Raw genomic sequence first — 20,321 nt, 5'->3', positions numbered from 1 at the left:
CGAGGCGGCGGGCGCACCCGTGCCCGAGGTGCTGCCGGCGGGGTGGGACGTCCGGTCCGCCTACCTGGCGGGTGCACGGCTGGCAGCCGATCCGGACGTGACGGCGGTGTTGTGCGGCAACGACGACACGGCACTGGCGGTGCGCCGCGCGCTCTACGAAGCGGGCCGGGACGTGCCGGGAGATGTCAGCATCATCGGTTTCGACGACGTGCCCGGCGCCGCCTACTGGACACCGGCGCTCACGACCGTGCGGATGGACTTCGTGGCACTGGGGCGGGCGTGCCTGGCCGCGATCGCGGCCGAGGTGGCGGGCGAACCCCGGCAGGTGATCGCACTCGCGCCGCCTTCGCTCGTGGTTCGCGAGTCCACCGCACCCCCGCCGTAACAACTGTGTAACGCACCCTTTCCCTGGCGCTGTGTTAACGCTCACACTGTGGCGGCGATGTGACCGGTCACACAGCAGTGACCAGCGGAAATGGGGAGCTAGTGATCTCGATCGAGTCCGCGACCAGCGTGACATGGGGCCATTCGGCGCTGGAGCTCGTGGTCGACGTTTCGTCCGACGGGCCGGTCGGCGTTCGCTCGCTCTCCGCCGGTGGTGGTCGGGCCGATCGGCCTCGGGCCGCGCAGCCGCTCGTCGAGGTGCTGGTGGCGGGGGAGGGGCGAGCCAGGGTCTCGCACCGGTTCTCCGAGACCGCGGTCGGACGGCGCATGGTCTACGCGGGTTCCGCCCGTCGCACCGACGGCAGGTGGAGCGAGCTGCACCTCGATCTGCGCGACGAGCAGACCGGGCTGGCCGCGCGCACGACGTTCCGTTCGGTCGATGGGGTCGCGGCCTGCCAGGTCAGCACCACGGTGACCAACCACGGCCTGGAACCGGTGGTGCTGCAGGGACTGACCTCGTTCGCCGCGGGGTTCGGCTGTGCGCGCGTCGAGGACGTCGACCTGCTGCGGGCGGACAGCGAATGGCTCGGCGAGGGTCGTTGGGTCCGCCGCCCGCTGCGCGACGGCGCCGTGCCCGATCTCAACCTCGGGCTGCACGGACAGGACGGCCGTGGCCGCGTCGCCGTGGTCAGCACCGGCACGTGGTCGACGGGCACGGCCCTGCCGACCGGTGGCGTCGTCGACCGGCGGACCGGTCAGGCGTGGCTGTGGCAGATCGAGCACAACGGGGCCTGGCGCTGGGAGGTGGCCGAGCGGAGGGACGGTCCGTACGTCGCGCTGCTCGGGCCGACCGACATCGACCACCCAGTGGCACGCAGCTCGGCCTGCTGCCCGGCCGCATGTCGGTTCACCTCCGTGCCGGTGTCCGTGGCCGTGTCCGGGTCCGGTGTGGACGGTGCGATCGCCGCGCTCACCGCGCACCGCCGCGAGATCGTGCGCCCGCACCGCGACCGGACCGCGTTGCCGGTGGTGTTCAACGACTACATGAACACGTTGATGGGTGATCCGACCACGGAGAAGCTGCTGCCGTTGATCGACGCGGCCGCTGGTGCCGGCGCGGAGGTGTTCTGCATCGACGCCGGGTGGTACGACGACGACTCGGGTTGGTGGGACAGCGTCGGCGAGTGGCAGCCGTCGCGGACCAGGTTCCCCGGCGGGATCGAGAAGGTCATCGCGCACATCCGCGAGCGCGGCATGGTGCCAGGCCTGTGGCTGGAGCCGGAGGTGATCGGGGTGCGCAGCCCGATGGCCGACCGGTTGCCGGCGTCGGCGTTCCTGCAACGCGGCGGTGCCAGGCTGGTCGAGCACGGCCGCTACCACCTGGACCTGCGCCACCCGCGGGCCGTCGCACACCTGGACGCCGTCGTCGACCGGCTGGTCGGCGAGCTGGGCGTCGGCTACTTCAAACTCGACTACAACGTCGACGCCGGCGCGGGCACCGACGTGGCCGCGGACAGCGCTGGCGCGGGCCTGCTCGCGCACAACCGGGCGCACCTCGCGTGGCTCGACAGGGTCCTCGACCGGCATCCCGACCTGATCCTGGAGAACTGCGCATCGGGTGCCATGCGCATGGACTACGCGATGTTGTCCCGGATGCAGCTGCAGTCCACCAGCGACCAGCAGGACCACCTGCTCTACCCGCCGATCGCGGTGTCCGCGCCGATGTCGGTGCTGCCGGAGCAGTCTGCCAGCTGGGCCTACCCGCAGCCGGACATGTCCGACGAGGACATCGCGTTCACCCTCTGCACCGGACTGCTCGGCCGTCTCTACCTGTCCGGCCGTCTCGATGCCATGACGGCCGAGCAGCTGGAGTCCGTGCGGGCCGCGGTACGGGTGCAGCACGAGATCCGTGCCGACCTCGCCACCGCAGTTCCGTTGTGGCCACTGGGTTTGCCCGCGTGGAGCGACCGGTGGCTGAGCCTGGCCATGAAGTCCCGCGACGTCACCTACCTCGTCGTGTGGCAACGCGGCAGCGACCAGGCGAGCATCACGGTGCCGCTGCCGCATCTGCGCGGCACCGGCGTCGATGTGGAAGTGCTCTACCCGCGTCAGCTTCCCGAGTGGGCGTCCGGCTGGAACGCGGGCACCGGAGAGCTGACGCTGACGACACAGCGCGTTCCAGCCTCGGCGCGCCTGTTCCGGATCGCCCCCAGCACGTCCTCGATTCCCTCACCCACCGAAGGATCCGCACGATGAAGACCTGGCTCAGCGTTCTCGCCCTCCTTTTAGGACTCACGGCGTGCAGTGACCCCGGCGCGGACACCGGCACCGGCGGTGCGGTCTCCTGGGCTGATCCCACCGCGTCGCTCAGCGGCGTCAAACTGACCGTCTGGGCGGCGCAGAACAGCAACACCGTGCCGGAGCAGGTGGTGGCGGCGTTCGAGAAGGCGACAGGTGCCGACGTCGAGGTCGTCACCATCCCGGACCCTTACGAACAGAGCGTCCAGACGAAGGTGGCCACCGGTGACAAGCCGGACCTCGCCTTCTGGCAACCGACCGCGTCGATGCTCACGGCCATCAACGCCAAGACGAACCTTCAGCCCCTCACCGACGCTCCGTGGCTGTCCAAGCTCGCGCCCGAGCTGAAGGACATCACCGGCATCCTCGACGGCACCCGGTACGCCGCGCTGATCACCAGCCCGGCGTCGAGGGCGTGTACTACAACAAGGAAGTGTTCGCGGCCAACGGGATCACCGAGCTGCCGAAGAACTTCGACGACATGATCACCAAGGCCAGGGCGCTCAAGGCCAAGGGCGTCACCCCGTTCTTCGAGATGGCAGGTGACCGCTGGGCCACCCAGTGGTGGGTGCAGGTCCTGCTCGCCGACGCCGCCAAGAACGGCCTCTGGGAGAAGATCAACACCAAGAAGGAGACCTTCACCAGCCCCGTCGTGCTCGACGCGATCAAGAAGTACAAGGCGCTGATCGACGAGGGACTCTTCAACTCCGACATCAAGACCGCGAAGTTCGAGGACCAGGGCGCCGCGCTGCTCGACGGCAAGGCGGCGATGGCGGTGCAGGTCAACTCGTTCTTCGGGCAGCTGCAGGCGAAGTCCGACACCGCGACGCTCGACAAGAAGATCGGGTTCTTCCCGATCTCGCCGTCCGGCAACGTCGGCACGTTCATCCCTGACCAGTCCAACGCGCTGGTCGCGTTCCGCACCGGTGACGCCAAGCGCGAGGCCGCGGCCAAGCAGCTGCTGGCGTACTGGATGGGGCCTGGCTACCAGGAGTTCGTCACCGCCCGCAAGACCGTCTCGCTGCAGCCCGCTGTTGCCAACCCGGCCGGTGTGCCGAAGGCGTTGCTCGACGTGCACGCGTCGCTGGGCACCGCCGTGGGCTCCATGCAGGCGTTGGCGGTCGCGAACCCGGACCTGTACATCAACCTCGCGGACATGATCGTCGGGACGATGTCGCCCGAGGAGGTCGCGAAGGCGACCCAGGACCAGTTCGCCCAGCTGGCCAAGGCGGCCGGGGCGCCGGGGTTCTGATGTCCGCACCACGAACCGCTGTACGGGAGCGGCCGCCTGCCCGGCCGCTCCCCGTGGCGGACCAGCCGCGCCGCACCGGGAACTCGGTCAGGCGGCAGACGCATCCGATGTGGTTCCTGGCGCCGGCGTTCGCCATCCTGCTCGTCTTCTTCTTCCTGCCGACACTGTTCAACTTCATCTACGCGTTCACCGACTGGTCCGGCTTCAAGAGCGCGATCACCCCGGTGGGGCTGGACAACTTCACCCAGCTCGTCTCGGACGGCGCGCTTGTGCGCGCGGTGAGGATCACCCTCGTCTACGCGGTCCTGGTCGCGTTGTTCCAGAACCTGTTCGGCTTCGCGCTGGCCGTGTTGCTGGAACGGGACAACCGGCTCAACCGCGTGGCACGGGTCTTCTTCCTCGTGCCGGTGCTGATGTCCGCGCTCGCGGTGGGCTACATCTTCCAGGCCTTCCTGAGGCCACAAGGCAGTCTCAACGGGCTCATCGGCACGGTGCTCGGCCGCTCGTTCGACTACGCGTGGCTGGGCGACACCACCTGGACGATCGTCGTGGTCGCGGTGATCCACGCGTGGAAGTGGATGGGTCTGTCGATGCTCATCTACCTGGCGGGCCTCAAAACCATCCCCGACGACCTGCTGGAGGCGGCACGCATCGACGGCGCGTCCCGCTCGCGGGCGTTCTGGACGATCAAGTTCCCGTTGCTGGCGCCCGCCGTCACGTTCAACGTCGCCACCGCGCTGCTCGGGTCGATGAACGGGTTCGACATCGTTCAGGCGACGACCGGCGGGGGACCGGCCCGCACCACGGAGATCCTCAACATCTTCATCTACCGCACGTTCGGCCAGGGCCTGTTCGCACAGGCCACCGCGATGAGCCTGGTGCTGTTCCTGCTCGTCGCACTGCTGGCGTTCCCGGTGATCCGCATGCTGCGCCGGCGGGAGGCAGTCCTGTGACCAAAGCTCAGCCCGTCGCCGTGATCGCTCTGGTGCTCGGCCTCATCGGTGTGCCGCTCTGGCTCGTGGTGGTCACCGCGGGCAAGTCGCAGGGCGAGGCGCTGAACCCCGATCTCTCGCTGCCGCAACGCTGGCAGCTGCTGGAGAACCTCCGGCAGGTGTGGTCCGACGGCGAGGTGCCCACCGCGTTCTTCGGCAGTCTCCTCGTCGTCGTGCCCACCGTCGCGGCCCTGCTCGTGTTCGGGTCGATGGCCTCGTGGGTGCTGGCCCGCCGCGCGACTCGTCTCAACGCCGTGCTGTACGCGTTGGGAATCAGCGGAATCGTGCTGCCGCCCGCGGTCGTCACGGTGGTGCTCCTGCTGCGCCAGCTCGGCCTCGCGGGCAGTGCCGTCGGCATGGTCGGTGTGTACACAGGCATCTACATGTCCACCGTCATCTTCTTCGTCACCGGTTTCGTGCGAACGATTCCGCCAGCGCTGGAAGAGGCCGCCCAGATCGACGGCGCCGGGCCGTTCATGGTGTTCTGGCGGATCGTGCTCCCGTTGCTGCGGCCGGTACTGGCCACCGCCACGATCCTGATCTGCCTGTACGTGTGGAACGACGTGTTCTACGCGTTCTTCGTCATCGGCGGACGCCTGGACACCTTGCCGCTCAACCTGTTCCGCGTCGCCAGTGCCGGCCTGCACCTCAACAACTGGCACCTGATCTTCTCCTACGTCCTGCTGATGAGCCTGCCACTCGTCGTCGTACTCGCCGTCGCCCAGCGCAAGATCGTCGCGGGCATCACCGGCGGCGCCGTCAAGTGAACCGGAATGGAGTTCCGATGCGTTTCCCTGCCTGCGCGGTGGTAGCCGCGTTAGCGCTCACGACGCTGTCCCCGCCGGTGGCCGTCGCGGCGACCGAGACCCTGCGCGTCGACCTGGCCTCGCCGACCGGCGGGTTCCACGGCGGTGCCACCGGGATCCTCTACGGCCTCGGCGACCCCGGCGTCCCGTCGCACGACCTGATCGCGGGCATGCGGCCGCGCACCATCTCCCAGAAAGCGCCGGACGGCGACCAGCACCCCAACGGCGACGCGTTGAAGGTCGCCGACAGCTTCTTCGCCGCCGGTGGCACCGACGTCCACATCTACGCGCAGGACACCTACAGCCAGTGGCCGTACGAAGACCTGGGCATCGACGACTACGTCGCCCGGTTGCGGCCACAGCTGGAGAAGGTCGCAAGGCGGCCGGACCGCGATAGGTTCGTCTGGACGATCTTCAACGAACCCGACGGCATCTGGTACTCCGACTGGGCCAACAAGAAGCAGAAGTTCTTCGCCGACTGGACGCGGGTCTACCGGCTGGTCAAGTCCGTGCTGCCCAACGCCCGCATCACCGGCATCGGCGAGACCAGGTACCGCGCGGACCACCTGCGCGAGTTCCTCACCTACGCCAAGGCCAACAACGTCCTGCCCGACATCACCACCTGGCACGAGCTCGGCCCGGACTCGCTGGCGCTGTACCGCGGCCACTACGCGGAGTACCGCGAGATCGAGCGTTCGCTGGGCATCACACCGCGCGCCATCAACATCAACGAGTACTCGAACCGGCGCGACACCTCGGTGCCCGGCCAGATGATCCAGTGGATCACCATGCTGGAAGACACCAAAGTGGACGGTCAACTGGCGTACTGGTCCATGGCGGGCAACCTGAGCGACCACGCCGTGCGCGCCGGCCGGGCGAACGGCGGCTGGTGGCTCACCAAGTGGTACGCCGACCTGTCCGGCAACACCGTCCGCGTGACGCCACCCCGGCCGAACACCCGTGACACGCTGCAGGGCATGGCAACCCTCGGCCGCGGCAAGGCTTCCGTCCTGCTCGGCGGCACCGCGAACGCGGTGGACGTGGCCGTGACCGGGCTCGACCGCCGCGTGTTCGGCGACCAGGTGGACGTGCGCGTCTCGAAGACCACCTGGTCCGGCTACGAAGGCGACGCCGGCCAGCCGCCGGTGGTCGCGGCTTCCCGCGTCCGCGTGACGAACGGCCGGGCGACGATCGCCGTGCCAGGAGGCGACCAGCTCGCCGCTTACCAGGTGCTCATCACCCCGGCCGGGTCCGGTGCGCCGCCGGTGGCCACCGCGCCGTGGCAGGCGAGCTACGAGGCCGAACTGGGCACGGTGGAGAACGCCACCGTCTACACCCAGGACGACGGCTCGGGCTCGTGGGACATGGCCATGCGCTACACCACGTCCGGCCGCAAGGACGTCGGCTCGATGAACAAGCCGAACTCCCGCGTCACGGTGAACGTGACCGTGCCGCGCACCGGCACATACCGTTTGGGCGTTTTCTACGGCACCAACGGTTTCGTCGGCCAACAAGCTCTCTACGTCGACGACGCGCACGTCCGTGACCTGACCCTGCCCGCAACCCTCAGCTGGCTCTACCGCGGCAGGCACGACACACCCGTCCAGCTCACCGCCGGCACGCACCGGATCTCCTTGCGCACCAGCGGCCCCGGCGGCTTCCTCGGCGGCTCCTCGGACATCACGCTGGACCGCATCGACCTGACCGAGGCTTCCGGTCCGGAAAGGACGGTCTACTCACTGGGCGACGCCCGAGGTACCGGTGCCCTGCGAGCCGACAGCACCCTCACGACCTACGTGTCCGCCGCCGAAGACGGCTACTACCGGCTGTCCACCACGTGGAACGCGACCGGCCGGAGCAAGCTGGTACTCAGCCTGTCCGGACGCCGCGCCGCCGACCTGGAGACCACCTGCGCAGGTGCCTACGCAGGCAACACAACGGTGCACCTCAAGGCAGGCATCACCGAGGTCGTGCTCACCAACGAGGGCAGCACCCCGTTGATGCCAGGCACTTTGACCGTGGAGCGGGACGCCGCCGCCGACCGGAACGCGGTCCGCGTCGAGGCGGAGACGGGACAGCTCGCAGGAGGAGCGGCGGTGACGTCCGGACCTTGGGCCTCCGGCGGTTCCTACGTCGGCTGGCTGGGCAACAACGGCACGCTCATGATCCCGCGCACCGGCGGCGTCGCGAGTCCCGGCAAGTACAACCTGACCGTCGGCTACGCCCAGGCCGAGAAGAACACCGGCCACCCGTACAACACCGACACCATCACCCGGACGCTGGTCGCGACCGAGGCGGGCGGCAAGGTGACCAGCGCGCCCTACCGCCACAACTACACCTGGGACGGTTTCTGGCCGGAGACGTCACCGCTCGACCTGACCACGTCCGGCGGGGCGCTGACGTTCGGCAATCCCGCGGCCTGGGGACCGAACGTCGACTGGGTCCAGCTCGCCCCGCTCGTCGTGGCGAACACCGTGACCCGCCGCCACTGACGTCGTGCCGACCGGCCGGGCTCGCCTGCCCGGCCGGTCGGGGCCGTGCACGAACACCTCGGGCCCTGTGCTCAGTCGGTGCGAAGGCTGATCGTCACGCCGTCCGGCAGGCCGTGGATCTGCCGGGCGATGGGGCCTCGGATCCGCATGGCGGTGACGGCGTCGCACACGACCAGGTTGTCGTCCGTGTACTCGCCGCCGAGTACGAACGGGGTTCTCGGCAGGAGGCGGTCGTCGTGGCCGAGCGGGCCGTGTTCGTCCTGCCAGCGGGTGGCGAACGACCGCGTGCCACGCTGGTCCGGTTTGGTGAGCAGCCACTCCGCCCAGTCGTCGAGACTCTCGCCGATGGTCCGCAGCTCGCCGGTTTCCGGGTCGAACGTGCTGACTCGACGGCCGTCCTCGATGGCGAACTGCACCCCGAAAAGGTCCTGCGCGAAACACAGCAGGTCATCGGCCAGGCCGCCGTAGGTGTATTTCCAGGTGGCGTCGTCGTTCCAGGCGGTCAGTTCTGGTCCGAGCCCTCCCGGCCCGGAGCGGAACACCTGGACGCCGTAGTTGAACACGGCGAATCCGTTGGTGACCGACAGAAGCGCGGCCAACTCGCCGGGCAGCCCACCGTCGACGGCCGCCTGCGGGCCGAGCGGTCCCCGCCCGCGCCGGACCAGTTCCTCGATCGCGCTCATCAGTAGGTCTCCACCCTGAACAGGTCACCGTCGTCGGCCTTGCCGTCGCCGACCACGGTCAGCCCGGTGCCGTCGAGCTGCCGCTGGAGGGACTTCGTTTTGCCGTTCAGCTGGTTGCCCTGCGACGCGCCGGCGCCCCGGTTGTCGCTCGGGTCGATGTACCGCACGCTGCTGCCTTCGCCGCCCTCTTTGGCCACCGCGGGCGGGTACTCGTCGCGATCGTAGTCCGACCTGGGCGGCACGACGCTGGTCGCCGCGTCGCGGCGCTCGTCGACACCTTCTCGTTGGACTGTCAGCACGGAGTCCTTCGGTTCTTGCCCTGATTGCGATTCGAAGCCGGTCCAGATCTTGCCGTTCTGTGCGTCGTCGATGTGCGCGGCGGCCTCGGGATACCGCTCGTGCGAGATGAAGACGGTGCGTGGCCGGTCGGTGCCGTCGATGCCCTGCGCCAGGTCGTAGCCGAGGTTTCGGCTTGTCGCGCCGGCCTCCAGCCAGTTCTCGGCCGCGGTGTCGCCGAGTCCGTCGGCTGCTCGTGCGACGGCGTCGCCCGCTCCGGTCGCGCCGACCGCGCGCAGCAGGTCGCCCGCTCCGGTGCCCAGATTGTCGATCGTGTCGTCCGCGAACTCGCCGATGGCGCGGGCCCGGTTCACGTCCCCGTCGCCGATGTCTCGCAACACGTCTCCGATGAAACCGGCCACCGGGTCCCGTTCGGCCGGTTGTTCTGCGGGCGGTTGCTGTGCCTGCGCACCGATGGGGTCGGCCCGCAGTGCCGCGGCCTTCGCGTCGACCATGCTCCGCAGTTCGCCCGCGACCATGGTGGCGAACGCGTTCTGCAAGGCTGGGCCGAGCGCGCCGAGAAGCGGGTTGCCCAGCAACGCGTAGGTGTTCTCGTTGGCGGCGATCGTGCTCGTGATGGTCGTCTTGGTCGACTCGACCTCGCGGCCGTAGTGCTCGGCGCGAGTGGCGAGATCCCGCATCGACAGGTCGAGCCGGCTCACCGCCCGGGTGAATCCGTCCACCCGTTGCCCGAACATGCCACCGGCAGTGTCCTGCCACGACGCGACGGCGTCGGCACCCGCATTGCCGGTGGCACGGGCACCCAGAACCATCGTGTCGGCACCGCGCCCCCATGCGCCGCCCAGGTTGATGGCGACGACCTCGTCGTCTGGTGGCCACGTGTTGTCAATGGCCTTCACCGCGGTCCACAACGGGCTGCTCGGCTCCGGAATCCCCACATCACCGGACACTAGGTGCGGCGGGCACGACTGCCGTGTCCGTGGCCGCATCAGGCCACGACGACCTGTGGCGGGCCGGCGGGTGACACGATCAACGACGTGCACGACATCCAGCGGATCTGGGAGCGAGTGGCCGCAATCGAGGTGACCGCGTCGTCCGACGACGGGCAGGTGACCGCATCGGTCGGCGCGCGTGGTGAGCTGCGCACCCTGGAGCTCGACCCCCGCGTCTACCGCGACCGCGACGCCGAGACACTGGCGAAGTCCATTGTGGACACCATTGCCGAGGCGGCCCGGCAGGTGCGTCGGCGCGTGCTCGACGAGATGACACCGCTGCTTCCCCGGAACGTCATCGACGTGGAGACGGACCTCGCGTTCGAACCGCTGTTGCATCACCTCGGTTCGGGAGGGCGGTGACGCATGGGCGACGACGGGCTGCACATGGACACCGCGTCGACGGCTGCCGCGATGGACCGCATCGCGAATGCCGGCCAGACCATGACCGGCGACTGGCGCACGGTGAGCGCCGAGATCACCAGCCTCGGCGGGCAGCTGGGACGCGGCGACCTCGGCGCGGCGTTCCTCGCCGGGTACGGGGAGCTGGCGGCACAGGTCGCGAGCGACGCGGAACAGCGCTGCCAGGTGCCAGGGCTGCTCGCCGACGCGGGCAACGCATGCGTCGACTCGTACCGGTCGGCTGACGCGGCCGGCGCCGGTGTCATCAGCGCCGTGGACCCATCGGTTTCCCGGCTTGGGTAGATCACGCGAAAAGCACGTCCGGACAGCCTGTTCGCCCTGCACGAACGTGCTTTTCACGCACCACAACGGCTTTCTCGGCGGTCACCGACCCAGTGACACAGTCGTGCTACAGCGGGCGGCCGCAAGGCTGGCTGTACGGAGACGTCCAGAACCCGCCGCCGTTCACGTACTCCACGTGGCTGTAGTAGTTGAAAGCGCCTTGCTGCCGACAACTGGCCGAGATGTCGAAGTTGCCCGTTCGCAGGTTGAGCTCCCGCCACACGACCGGAACGTTGTTGAGTTTCACGACCTTCACCAACGTGATCCGCACGTTCGCGTAGTCCGCGCAGTCCTCGCGCACGCCGCGAGCCACCACGTTGTCTCCCGACCTGACAGGCACGAAGGCGCGCAGCCCACAGGCCTCGTCATTGGCCGAGGCAGCGGGCGCCGCCGTCACGCCGGTGAGCAGGACGGCAGTCATCAGGCCGAACAAAGTCTTCTTCATGATTTCCCCCTGTGAGACGAACTTCCGGAAGCGATTTGCGTCAGCAGTTGAACACGCCCTTCCTCACGGAGCTCGCACGATTGTCCGTGTCGGCTTGGGCATTGGCTTGGGCGCCGGGAAAGACGGAACGGAGGTGGTTCGACCCGCCGCTGCCGTAGCCATCGCACAGCGAGAACCCGTCCTGGTTGCGGTTCCACCATGACGACGCCCGGTTGTCCATGCCTTGCGCACGCAGGTCAGGCGAGCCGACCTGGAACCAGGCCATGGCGCCCCCGCCGTTGGGCAGGTCGAAGATGCAGAACGAGCCGGCCGGGCACCTCGCCCACCCCGTCGCGGCGTTGGCCGGAGCCGTAGTGAGACCGGTGAACATCAATACCGCGCCGACGCATGCGGCAACGTGCTTTTTCATTGCTTGAATCCCCCTGGTGCGACTTTGTCAAGAAGATCCTGGCGCCCAGGGCACCGATCGAACAGGTCACGGACCGGTCATCTGTTACCGGTTCGCCGTGGCAGGTCGGGCGTTTACGAGGCGAGCTGTGCGGGTACGAATCGCATTGCCGGCCCTGCGCTCAGAGCGAAAAGGAGCGATTCCGTGAGAATGCCACCTGTCGTGTCGGCCGAGGAGTGGAACGCGGCCCGTGAGGAGCTTCTGCGCAAGGAGAAGGAGCACACCCGCGTGAAGGACGCGCTGGCAGCGGAGCGCCGCCGGCTGCCGCGGGTCCGGGTCGAGAAGCAGTACACCTTCGAAGGGCCGGAGGGAAAGGCGGGCCTTCCCGACCTGTTCGCGGGGCGGCGGCAGCTGATCGTCTACCGGCACTTCTTCGAGCCCGGGGTCGCTGACTGGCCCAAGGGCGGCTGCAGCGGCTGCGCGATGTTCACCGACAACCTCGGCCACCTCGCACACCTGAACGCCCGCGACGTCACGTTCGTGCTGGTCTCCGCCGCTCCACAGGCCGACATCAGGCGCTACAGCAACCGCATGGGCTGGGACGGTGTGCCCTGGTACACGACGCATGACGACTTCTCGAAGGACTTCGGCGTCGACGAGTACTTCGGCCTCAACGTCTTCATCCGCGACGGCGACGAGATCCACCGCACCTACTTCACCAACGGGCGCTCGGCGGAGCAGATCGGCAACGTCTGGAGCCTGCTCGACATCACCCCGCTCGGCCGCCAAGAGGAGTGGGAGGACTCGCCCGAGGGCTATCCGCAGGAACCGCCGTACCAGTGGTGGCGCCGCCACGACGAGTACGGCACCGCCGAGGACGCCGGCTGACGAGCGCCACAGGGTCGGCAGGAAGACGGAGCGACCGTGCCCGGCAGACGGGGAACAACACCACGGAGACAAAGCGGGAGCCGAGGCAAACTGCGCCTTATTCCTGTGTGCTCTCGTGGTAGTCGGTGGCATTGCCGGCGAGGGCGTGAAGAGCGCGATTCAGCCGGTCCGCCATGTCGGCCCGCAGCAACTGTCGTGCCTCCTCAACAGGTACCGCGGCGACATCGCTGATCTCGGGGTCGCTCGGAGTGAACTGGCGGATCTGATCGTGGGGAAAGACGCCACCGTCGAAGATGAACAGCAACTGGTCGTCCCAGGGACCGTGTGGGCCGATCCAGTCGAGCAGGAGCACCCGTCCTGGCCTGACCGGAAGCCCGAGCTCTTCCCGGACCTCGCGCATCGCGGCCGCACGTGGTGGTTCATTGGTCTCGGCCATACCGCCTGGCAGATCCCAATGCTCCTTGTAGGTCGGGTTCACCAGCACGACATGCCCGTGCTGGTCCCGGATGAGCACGTCCGCGGCAACTCGCTTGCGGGCCTGCTTGGCGTTGCCTTCGGCGAGATGGGCGAACCTGGCCTCGTCGTCAGTCAGACCGGCCACGTGGCAGCTTGACCTTCCTGGGCGTCGGATACGTGGCTCAGCGCTCCCCAGCGTGGCCAGGAAGTGCGCCACCTCGGGAACGCTGTGCGCCGACGCCAAGGTACGCCGCCCAGGGCGTTCAGCCGGTCGAGGACACGGGTGGAGCTGAGCGAGGCCGTCACCTTGCAGACCTCGTTGCCGAACGCCGCGGCTTCATCCAGCCTGCCCGCGCCGACGAGGATGTTGGCCATTGTGAGCTGACCGAACGCCCGGCTCCGCACGCGATCGCCAGAACGCAACCGGATGGCGATGGCCGCACGCTGCTCTGCCTCCGCGTACTCAGCGAGGTCCAGGAAGCACAGCGCGGCCTCACTGGCGAGGGAGGCCTCGTCGAAGTCGGCGATCCAGCCGGCCGGAACCTCACCCGCGGCGCTCTCCAGCAGTGACTCCGCAGTGTCGAGCGACTCGGCACACGCCTGGTTCTCGCCCGTGAGCGCGAACGCTCTGGCCCGCATCGTGTGCAGCCGAGCAGCCAGCCGGAGAGCGCCGTCCGCTCGATGTGTCTTGGTAATTCCCGTCGAGGCGATGCGCAGTGCGTCGGTGTGCTGTCCCAGCTCGATGGCGAGGTGCGACATCGACGCGCACGCGTTGCCGGCCAACCCGTTGTTCTCGGCGGCGACAGCCATGCGGAAGGCGCGATCGAAGTAGGCGCGAGCACGGGAGTCTTGTCCGCTGTCGTGCGTCATCCATCCCGCGATTTCCGTTACGGATGCCGCTGCGGAGAGCACGTGGCGCCGGCGTCGTGCCTACCGCTTGCGTGGACGGGAAGCCTGGTACCAGTCGGTGCGCAGCTGCTGGTTGGATTGGGCGACGTTACCGCCCGTGCGGATCCCCGTGCTGGGGTCCACCATGCCGCCGTGTTCGGCGGCGGGGAGCTGCCACCAGCCTGAACAACCGTTGACACACGGGTGTTCGAGCTGGCGCAGTGACCATCGACCGTCGACGCCGGCCACGGGTTGCTGCCAGGTCATCGTGCCCGTGTCCTCGCACAGGTCGCACTCAGGTTCTGGCGGCGGCATGGGTTCAGATTGCCATCTTCAATTTGCAGGCGCACTTGGATGCACCCGAACGGGGTAATGTGACCGTGCTTGGTGGACCGGGGGCGGCGGCTTCAGCGGGTGAGCGTGGCCCGAGCTTGCTGCCTCCTGGCACCGGCGATCAGGTCGATTCGTTCGGGAAGCGCGGAGAGCGAGTGCCCCTGCGCGACCCACGTGAGCACGACCGACGCCAGGACAGGGCCGAACTCACCGGTCTGTTCGAAGCGAACCCGACGGCCATCGCGAGTGCCGGCGAACCATGCTCCGTCATCAGCGGGCCTGGTCGCCACAGTTGCGCCTGGGAGCGCGGCGAGCGTGCGCGTGATCCAGTCCGGAGGACCGCCTGGCTCGTGGTGCACGATGACATCGGCCAGTTGCAGCGCGGTCTCGGACGGTTCGTCTGTGCTGACAACGAGGTGTGCGTCGTCGCCGAGGGGACGGCCGCGCAGGATCTGCTCTGCGGCGAACCTCGTGGCGGTGGCGCGCAGCCCGCCGGCTTCGAGGTTGAGCGTGACGTGAACCGATTGTGTGGCAGCGACTTTCGCTGTCACCACGGGGACAGGCAGTGCGGCGGCCTCCGCCGTGGTCTCCGGTTCCGGTAGGGCCAGCAGGCGGTAGAACTCGGCTCGCAGCGCCGCGTGGGACTTGAGCGGCATCGAGGTGGCGAGTTCGGCGAGATCCTTGACCTCGTTGGTCTGTCCTCGAGCGAGAGTCGTCTCGATCTGCGGAAGGAGCCGGCGAGTGAGGTCGAGCCGGGTGGCGGCGGTCAGGATCCGGCCGATCGCCGAATCCGGGTCGACGGCGTCGTGCGGTGCTTCGGCGAGCGTGACCGGCCGGCCGAGCGAGGCGCCGTAGAACGTCACCGAGCCGTGGTCTCCGACGATCAGGTCGGCACCCACGAGGCCCGCCCGCCAGCCCTCGTGGGCCGGCAGCAGCGTCACACCTGCTCGGGTGCAGGCGTGCAGCCAGCGGCGGATCTGCCAGGGGGAGTGGGCTGACCAGGTGTTGGGGTGGAGTGCGAGGGCGACCGCGTAGTCGTCGAGCGGCAGTTCGGTGCGCAGACGCAGGATGAGATCGGGTTGGCTGCCGTACAGCGAGGCTGGGCCCCAGGTGGAGGAAACGAGGATCAAGCGCCGGGCCGCGTCGACACCCAGCGCTTCGCGATACAGGTGGCGCAACGGCAGGCTTGCGAGCATGCGGTCGAAGCTGGGGTCTCCCGCGACGACGGCGACCTCGGCGGCCTCAGGGCACGAGCGACACAGGCGGTCGAGCTGTTCGGGATGGGACAGCACGAGCGAGGACGCGATGACCCGGCCCTCGTGCAACAACCAATCCGGCGACATTCCGAAAACCGTTTTCCCGCTTCCCGTTTTCGGATTTCGGATTTCGGATTTCGGATTTCGGGGCAAGTATTTATTGTAACCCATTCCGTGTGGCAACACGATCAGGGGTGCTTTCAGTTCGTTCAGCGGCCCGCCGTGGCTGGCTGCGATGGCGAGGTCGAACTGCCTTTCAACCGCCTGCTGCCAGGAAACGGGGGTCACCTCGCGCGCGCTGAGGTACTCCGCGATCTGACCGTGAAAAGGGGATGATTCGGGACAGGTGAAATGCACCTGGACGCGAGGGTCGTCGGCCAGGATCGGCAACACGTCGAACAGCCTGGTCGCGGCCGTCACGTTGTGCACCACGGCCAAGACGGTCCGGTCCGCTCGCCGCGTCACCCACGACGAAATCCGATCGAGAACCTCTGGCCGTTGCACGTTGAACACGAAACGCGATCCTAGCCGGGATCACATGGCGTGCGGGGTTCGTGACAGAGGCGATATGGTGCCGACCTTGACCAATACGCGTGCGGGGAGGCTCAGCGTGGAGGACGAACGACGTGTCGACAACCGCGTGAAGGGAACGGCGGCGAACATCGTTCAGTCGGGATCCATCGGGGTGCTCAGCCTGAATCTGCAGCAGTTCGCACTGCCGGTTCCCGCACAGTTGCCGGTGGCGATCCGCACGCTGGTCAACCAGACGCACGTGCTGGCCGCCCTCGACGCGGTGCTGGAGGGGCTGGACGACGATCCGGCGATCGTCGTGCTCGCCGGTGCGCGCGGCAGCGGCAAGTCGACGGCGGCCGTCTACTGGCTGCAGCGGCACCGCGACAGGTTTCCCGACGGGCAGCTGCGAGCGAACCTCGGTGCGTGGACGGATCACTCGGCGGCGCCCGCCGAGGTGCTGTTCGGCTTCATCACCGCGCTCGGTGTCGACCGCTCGGACGTCCCCGCCGATCTCGAGCAGCGGGCGAACCTGTTCCGCTCGCTCACCAGGGGACGGTCGTTCCAGATCCTGCTGGACGACGCGGTCACCGCGGCGCAGGTCAAGCACCTGCTGCCGGGGCCGGGCCGCTCGATGGTGGTCGTGACCGGTCAGGGCGGTTTCGGCGCGCTCGCCGAGCACGAAGCGACGTTCGTCGACGTCGAACCGCTCGAAGACGACATGGCCGCCGAGCTCCTGCGCGGATACGCCGGGGAGCGGGTCGACGCCGAGCCGGACGCCCGTGACGCGCTGGTTGCGCTATGCGGTGGGCGGGCTGTTGCCCTAAGCGTGGCGGGACGCGTTCTGCGCGACGCCCCGGACCTGCCGATCAGCGGGCTGATCGAGGAACTGGAGTCCAGCGGCGGCCTCACCCGGATGACCATCGACGACGAGCCTGCGATCGCCGCCGTGCTCGACGCGGGCTACCGGCGCCTCACCGACCTCGCGCAGCGCTGCTATCGGGTGCTCGGCTCGCATCCCGGCGGTGCCGGCGTGTCGCCGGAGGCGGTCGCGGCAGTGCTGAAGACGTCCGAGCTGAAGCTGCGTCCGGTGGTGCGCGAACTGGTCCACGGCAAGCGCATGGTGGATCAGATCGACGGGCGGCTGCGCCTCGACGCCCTGGTGCTCGATCATGCTCGCAACACCGCTGTCGAGATCGACGGCGTGGACGTGTTCGAGATGAGGAAGCGCGTCTTTCTCCGCTGGTACAGCAAGGGCGCGCTCGCCGCGGACAGCGTCCTGCAGCCTCAGCGGCCGTGGGTCCGTCAGCTGTTCCCGGCTCTCGTGATCGACACCGGCCACCCGGCGCACCGGCAGCCGCGGGAGTGGATGCTCGCCGAACGCGTCGCGCTGAGGTCGGCCGTTGAAGCCGCCGCGGAACTCGGCGAGCTCGACGACGTGCTGCACCTGTGCGTGGCGCAGTGGTGGCTCTACGAGTCGGAGAAGTTCTCCGACGATCTCGTCGCCACCCACGAACGGGGTGTCGAGGTCGCGGACCACCTCGGTCGCCCGCTGGTGAAGGCGTTGCTGCTGGTGCAGAAGGGCTATGCGGAACGGACGCGGGCGCGGTTCGCGGAGGCCGTGCACCTGCTCACCGAGGCGGCGTCGCTGGCGCGGGGCCAGGACCACCCGGAACTCGAGGCGACCGCGCTCGAAGGCGCCGGTCTCGCCAAGTTCGAGCAGGGCGACCTGGCCACGGCGCGAGACCTGCTCGACCGCAACCTGGAGCTTGCCCGGCAGATCGGCGATCCGCGCAGGACGGCGCTGGCGTGCCTGCACGCCGCGAAACCGGCAGGGCCGGACGACGCGTTGAGGTTGCTGGCCGACGCCCGATCAGGGTTTCGCTCGCTCGCGCAGCCGGAACCGCACAACCTCGCGAAGGTGGCGTTCTGGCAGGGACGCAAGCTCGCCGACAAGGGCGATCACGCGAACGCGGTCGCGCGTCTCGAGGAGGCCCTCGCGTCGATGACGGAGCTGAAGCGGGACTACGACTGCGCGCAGATCCTCGAGGTGCTCGGTGACGTGCACGCCTCCACCGATGCCGTGGTCGCGGGTCAGTACTACCGGCAGGCCGCGCGGATCTACGAAGAAAGTGGTCATCTCGTGGCTGCGGCTGCCCTCCCCTGATGGGACGGCGTGCCTTCCTCGCACGCCTATCTGCCTGCCGAGGTCGTCCAGACGTAGCCCTCGACCGTTCCGAGGCCCAGTACGAGACAACCTGCCCACAACACGTCGCTGCCCCACTTCGACATCCTGGGCACAACGGTGGGTCCGCGCCGTGGGCGACGGCCATGCGGCGCTGTCGCGGCGTGCCTGTACCTCGACCTGTTGGCGGCGGGGGTGTGGGGCGTCGACCAGAGCTGACGTGGTGACCTGCGCAGGGCTCGTCGGTGCGTTGGCGCGGCCCGATGACGAGTTGGAGCTGCCGAACGAGGCAATGGAGTACCGCAACACTCTCGTCGCGGTGTGTCTTGCCCTGCTGTGGCAGGACGCCCGCCTGTGGCACAGGCGGACGCGAGGGTCGTCTCGACGAGCGAGGTGGAGGAGATCGTCGAGCTGGCGATGGCGGCGAGCGATGATCCACTCGCCGACGCGCTGGAAGCCCTCGCCCAGGACGGGCTGCACGTCGAACGGATCAACGGCGCCTGGGTGGTCGAGACGGGCCGCAGCCCGCTGCGTGCCGCCGCTCGTGTGGCGACGCTGCTCGGACCCGGCTGCGTGCTGGCCCGCAAGGGCGCCAAGACCATCGTGTTGCTGTGGCACGGCAAGACGCTCGCGATGGCCGACTCCGGGGTGCCGCGGTGGCGGATCTACCCGGTCACCCCGCCGAGCACGCCGCAGTCGATCTTCGCGGGGGGCCTTTCACCCGCGACAGCCACCCGTTGACGCCGCCGCCCGACCGCGTTGTCGAGCTCGGACTTGCCGTGGGCGTGGACATCTCGTTGGTCACCGCGGCTGTTCGGCGTGGTGCGACGTGACGTCCGCGACCCACGGTGCCCCGTGGACGCCGTAGTTGTCCTCGTGCACCCGCTCGATCTTCTCGGCCAGCACCTGGTCAGCCCAAGCACCCCTGGCCTGGCACGCGCGGGCAAGCGCGGCCCTTTTCGAGCTACTTCGTGATGAGTTGGCGACTGAGGTCGACCACGGGGTTGATGGTGGTGTCGTAGTTGCTGAGAACGATGGAGATCCAGTTCCGGTCGGGGTGGATGTCCAGTCGGGTGGCGGCGCCGGGGGCACCGCCCGAGTGTCCGACGATGCGTTGGTTGTTGACGACGGCTTCGAGGTGGCCGTAGCCGTAGAACTGGGTCTGGCTCGGTGGCTGTGCTGGCGGCAGGGCAACCTTGCCGCTGGTGATGAGCTGGGTGAACGCGGGGTTGAGCAGTGTGCCCGCGGTGAGCGCACGGGCGAAGGCGAGCAGGTCGGTCACGGTTGAGTAGGCGCCACCTGCCGGCCCGGTGGTGAAAGGCGCGTACGGGCTGGCGGCGAAGTCGGCGCGGCCGGAGGGTTGCGTCCAGTAGGGCCGGGCGATGGCGTGGTTGGCCAGCACCTCTGGCCGGCTGTGGAAGTTGGTGCGAGACATTCCGGCCGGAGCGAAGATGTGCTCGCGGACGTAGTCGAAGTAGGGCTGGCCGGATACCCGCGCGATGATGGCGCCGAGCACGAAGAAACCGTCGTTGCTGTACTCGTACCGGGTGCCGGGAGCGAATCGGAGCGGGGTCTGACGGACTAGGGCCAGGGTGCCGTCCATCGCCTCGTCGAAGCTGTTCCAGCCCAGTCCCGGCGGGCTGCCGTTGCCGACGGCCGGCCTGCCGATCCCGGAGGTGTGCGTCAGCAGGTGGTGGAGAGTGACGGTGTTCGCGATCTCGGCGGGAAAACCGGCGAGATGGGTGCCGAGCGTGTCGTGGAACGCGATCTTGCCCTGCTGGACCAGTTGGCTGAGCGCGATGGCGGTGAAGCACTTGGTGATCGACGCGAGCCAGAAGACGGTGTCGGGTCGGTTCGGTGTGCCGTGCTCCTTGCTGGCCATGCCGTGGGCGCGGATGAGCACTGGCCGGCCTCGGTGGGCGACGAGCACGGTGCCGGAGAACTTGTCCTGTGCGGCCTGTTCAGCCACGAACCGGTCGTAGGCGCCACCAGGGCGCAGGTCCTTCGGGGGCGCGGCGGATCGGGCCGCGGC

20 protein-coding genes and 1 pseudogene are annotated in these 20,321 nt (G+C 68.6%); 12 read left to right on the top strand and 9 right to left on the bottom strand.

Annotation, left to right across the window (positions count from 1 at the left end):
* From FXN61_RS32795 to FXN61_RS32770, 7 genes are all read left to right on the top strand, one after another.
* A partial coding sequence (locus tag FXN61_RS32795) for a substrate-binding domain-containing protein (RefSeq protein ID WP_167977846.1) occupies nucleotides 1-385 on the top strand: 385 nt, incomplete at its 5' end.
* A 101-nt stretch (nucleotides 386-486) separates the two neighbouring features.
* On the top strand, nucleotides 487-2,640 hold the full coding sequence (locus FXN61_RS32790) for a glycoside hydrolase family 36 protein (protein ID WP_223165689.1): 2,154 nt from the start codon (nucleotides 487-489) through the stop codon (nucleotides 2,638-2,640).
* Nucleotides 2,637-3,167: an extracellular solute-binding protein gene (locus FXN61_RS54700; protein ID WP_281360753.1), complete on the top strand. Its 531-nt coding sequence runs from the start codon at nucleotides 2,637-2,639 to the stop codon at nucleotides 3,165-3,167. Before FXN61_RS32790 ends, FXN61_RS54700 begins: the two co-directional genes overlap by 4 nt.
* A complete protein-coding gene (locus FXN61_RS54695; RefSeq protein ID WP_312878163.1) occupies nucleotides 3,098-3,934 on the top strand; it encodes an ABC transporter substrate-binding protein in 837 nt (278 codons plus the stop codon). Before FXN61_RS54700 ends, FXN61_RS54695 begins: the two co-directional genes overlap by 70 nt.
* Nucleotides 3,934-4,887 carry a carbohydrate ABC transporter permease gene (locus tag FXN61_RS32780; protein WP_167977845.1) on the top strand — a complete coding sequence of 318 codons (954 nt, stop codon included), beginning with the start codon at nucleotides 3,934-3,936 and terminating at the stop codon, nucleotides 4,885-4,887. The genes FXN61_RS54695 and FXN61_RS32780 overlap by 1 nt, the downstream gene beginning before the upstream one ends.
* Nucleotides 4,884-5,693 carry a carbohydrate ABC transporter permease gene (locus tag FXN61_RS32775; RefSeq protein ID WP_167977844.1) on the top strand — a complete coding sequence of 270 codons (810 nt, stop codon included), beginning with the start codon at nucleotides 4,884-4,886 and terminating at the stop codon, nucleotides 5,691-5,693. The genes FXN61_RS32780 and FXN61_RS32775 overlap by 4 nt, the downstream gene beginning before the upstream one ends.
* 17 nt (nucleotides 5,694-5,710) lie before the next feature.
* Nucleotides 5,711-8,224, top strand: coding sequence for a carbohydrate-binding protein (locus FXN61_RS32770; protein WP_167977843.1), 2,514 nt, complete (start codon nucleotides 5,711-5,713; stop codon nucleotides 8,222-8,224).
* Nucleotides 8,225-8,295: 71 nt separating this feature from the next.
* On the opposite strand, the gene FXN61_RS32765 is transcribed toward FXN61_RS32770, so the two are convergent.
* Nucleotides 8,296-8,907 carry an SMI1/KNR4 family protein gene (locus FXN61_RS32765; RefSeq protein ID WP_246292295.1) on the bottom strand — a complete coding sequence of 204 codons (612 nt, stop codon included), beginning with the start codon at nucleotides 8,905-8,907 and terminating at the stop codon, nucleotides 8,296-8,298.
* The gene (locus FXN61_RS55815; protein ID WP_167977842.1) at nucleotides 8,907-10,142 is read right to left on the bottom strand and encodes a WXG100-like domain-containing protein; all 1,236 of its coding nucleotides are present in this window, start codon (nucleotides 10,140-10,142) and stop codon (nucleotides 8,907-8,909) included. The genes FXN61_RS32765 and FXN61_RS55815 overlap by 1 nt, the downstream gene beginning before the upstream one ends.
* 15 nt (nucleotides 10,143-10,157) lie before the next feature.
* On the opposite strand from FXN61_RS55815, the gene FXN61_RS32755 reads away from it, so the two are divergent.
* A complete protein-coding gene (locus FXN61_RS32755; protein WP_167977841.1) occupies nucleotides 10,158-10,559 on the top strand; it encodes a YbaB/EbfC family nucleoid-associated protein in 402 nt (133 codons plus the stop codon).
* 3 nt (nucleotides 10,560-10,562) lie between these two features.
* Nucleotides 10,563-10,901 (top strand): hypothetical protein, encoded by a 339-nt coding sequence (locus FXN61_RS32750; protein ID WP_167977840.1) that lies wholly within the window; start codon nucleotides 10,563-10,565, stop codon nucleotides 10,899-10,901.
* Between the two features lie 106 nt (nucleotides 10,902-11,007).
* Here FXN61_RS32750 and FXN61_RS32745 read toward each other — a convergent pair whose 3' ends face one another.
* Both FXN61_RS32745 and FXN61_RS32740 read right to left on the bottom strand, forming a co-directional pair.
* The gene (locus FXN61_RS32745; RefSeq protein WP_167977839.1) at nucleotides 11,008-11,385 is read right to left on the bottom strand and encodes a hypothetical protein; all 378 of its coding nucleotides are present in this window, start codon (nucleotides 11,383-11,385) and stop codon (nucleotides 11,008-11,010) included.
* Nucleotides 11,386-11,425: 40 nt separating this feature from the next.
* A complete protein-coding gene (locus FXN61_RS32740; RefSeq protein WP_167977838.1) occupies nucleotides 11,426-11,794 on the bottom strand; it encodes a peptidase inhibitor family I36 protein in 369 nt (122 codons plus the stop codon).
* 189 nt (nucleotides 11,795-11,983) lie between these two features.
* Here FXN61_RS32740 and FXN61_RS32735 point away from each other — a divergent pair, with 189 nt between their 5' ends.
* Nucleotides 11,984-12,661, top strand: a complete 678-nt coding sequence (locus FXN61_RS32735; RefSeq protein ID WP_188135743.1) for a DUF899 domain-containing protein — start codon at nucleotides 11,984-11,986, stop codon at nucleotides 12,659-12,661.
* 97 nt (nucleotides 12,662-12,758) lie between these two features.
* Here the strand turns inward: FXN61_RS32735 and FXN61_RS32730 are convergent, their stop codons facing one another.
* The 4 genes and pseudogenes from FXN61_RS32730 to FXN61_RS32715 form a co-directional block, all read right to left on the bottom strand.
* Nucleotides 12,759-13,262, bottom strand: a complete 504-nt coding sequence (locus tag FXN61_RS32730; protein WP_167977836.1) for an NUDIX domain-containing protein — start codon at nucleotides 13,260-13,262, stop codon at nucleotides 12,759-12,761.
* Nucleotides 13,250-14,032, bottom strand: a pseudogene (locus tag FXN61_RS32725) (NsdA family TPR-like regulatory protein); the annotation flags it as partial. The gene FXN61_RS32730 and the pseudogene FXN61_RS32725, both read right to left, overlap by 13 nt.
* A 15-nt stretch (nucleotides 14,033-14,047) precedes the next feature.
* A complete protein-coding gene (locus tag FXN61_RS32720) occupies nucleotides 14,048-14,320 on the bottom strand; it encodes a hypothetical protein (protein WP_167977834.1) in 273 nt (90 codons plus the stop codon).
* A 92-nt stretch (nucleotides 14,321-14,412) separates the two neighbouring features.
* Nucleotides 14,413-16,107 carry a hypothetical protein gene (locus FXN61_RS32715; protein WP_167977833.1) on the bottom strand — a complete coding sequence of 565 codons (1,695 nt, stop codon included), beginning with the start codon at nucleotides 16,105-16,107 and terminating at the stop codon, nucleotides 14,413-14,415.
* A gap of 67 nt (nucleotides 16,108-16,174) precedes the next feature.
* Between FXN61_RS32715 and FXN61_RS32710 the strand changes: the two genes are divergently transcribed.
* Together FXN61_RS32710 and FXN61_RS32705 are read left to right on the top strand one after the other, a co-directional pair.
* A complete protein-coding gene (locus tag FXN61_RS32710) occupies nucleotides 16,175-18,271 on the top strand; it encodes a tetratricopeptide repeat protein (RefSeq protein ID WP_167977832.1) in 2,097 nt (698 codons plus the stop codon).
* 372 nt (nucleotides 18,272-18,643) lie between these two features.
* Nucleotides 18,644-19,030 (top strand): hypothetical protein, encoded by a 387-nt coding sequence (locus tag FXN61_RS32705; RefSeq protein ID WP_167977831.1) that lies wholly within the window; start codon nucleotides 18,644-18,646, stop codon nucleotides 19,028-19,030.
* Nucleotides 19,031-19,253: 223 nt separating this feature from the next.
* Here FXN61_RS32705 and FXN61_RS32700 read toward each other — a convergent pair.
* On the bottom strand, nucleotides 19,254-20,321 hold a 1,068-nt coding region (locus FXN61_RS32700; protein ID WP_167977830.1), incomplete at its 5' end, for a serine hydrolase domain-containing protein.

This window comes from Lentzea indica (assembly GCF_012184385.1).
Taxonomy (GTDB): Bacteria; Actinomycetota; Actinomycetes; order Mycobacteriales; family Pseudonocardiaceae; genus Lentzea; species Lentzea indica.
The sequence above is the reverse complement of the archived record's forward strand: the minus strand, read 5'-3'. Positions and strand labels throughout refer to the sequence as shown.

Bases quoted from the DNA above. Each gene is read 5' to 3' on its own strand.
- FXN61_RS32780 (WP_167977845.1), top strand. From the start codon at position 3,934: ATGTCCGCACCACGAACCGCTGTACGGGAGCGGCCGCCTGCCCGGCCG.
- FXN61_RS32765 (WP_246292295.1), bottom strand. From the start codon at position 8,907: ATGAGCGCGATCGAGGAACTGGTCCGGCGCGGGCGGGGACCGCTCGGC.
- FXN61_RS32745 (WP_167977839.1), bottom strand. From the start codon at position 11,385: ATGAAGAAGACTTTGTTCGGCCTGATGACTGCCGTCCTGCTCACCGGC.
- FXN61_RS32720 (WP_167977834.1), bottom strand. From the start codon at position 14,320: ATGCCGCCGCCAGAACCTGAGTGCGACCTGTGCGAGGACACGGGCACG.
- FXN61_RS32770 (WP_167977843.1), top strand. From the start codon at position 5,711: ATGCGTTTCCCTGCCTGCGCGGTGGTAGCCGCGTTAGCGCTCACGACG.
- FXN61_RS32735 (WP_188135743.1), top strand. From the start codon at position 11,984: ATGCCACCTGTCGTGTCGGCCGAGGAGTGGAACGCGGCCCGTGAGGAG.
- FXN61_RS54700 (WP_281360753.1), top strand. From the start codon at position 2,637: ATGAAGACCTGGCTCAGCGTTCTCGCCCTCCTTTTAGGACTCACGGCG.
- FXN61_RS32740 (WP_167977838.1), bottom strand. From the start codon at position 11,794: ATGAAAAAGCACGTTGCCGCATGCGTCGGCGCGGTATTGATGTTCACC.
- FXN61_RS32750 (WP_167977840.1), top strand. From the start codon at position 10,563: ATGGGCGACGACGGGCTGCACATGGACACCGCGTCGACGGCTGCCGCG.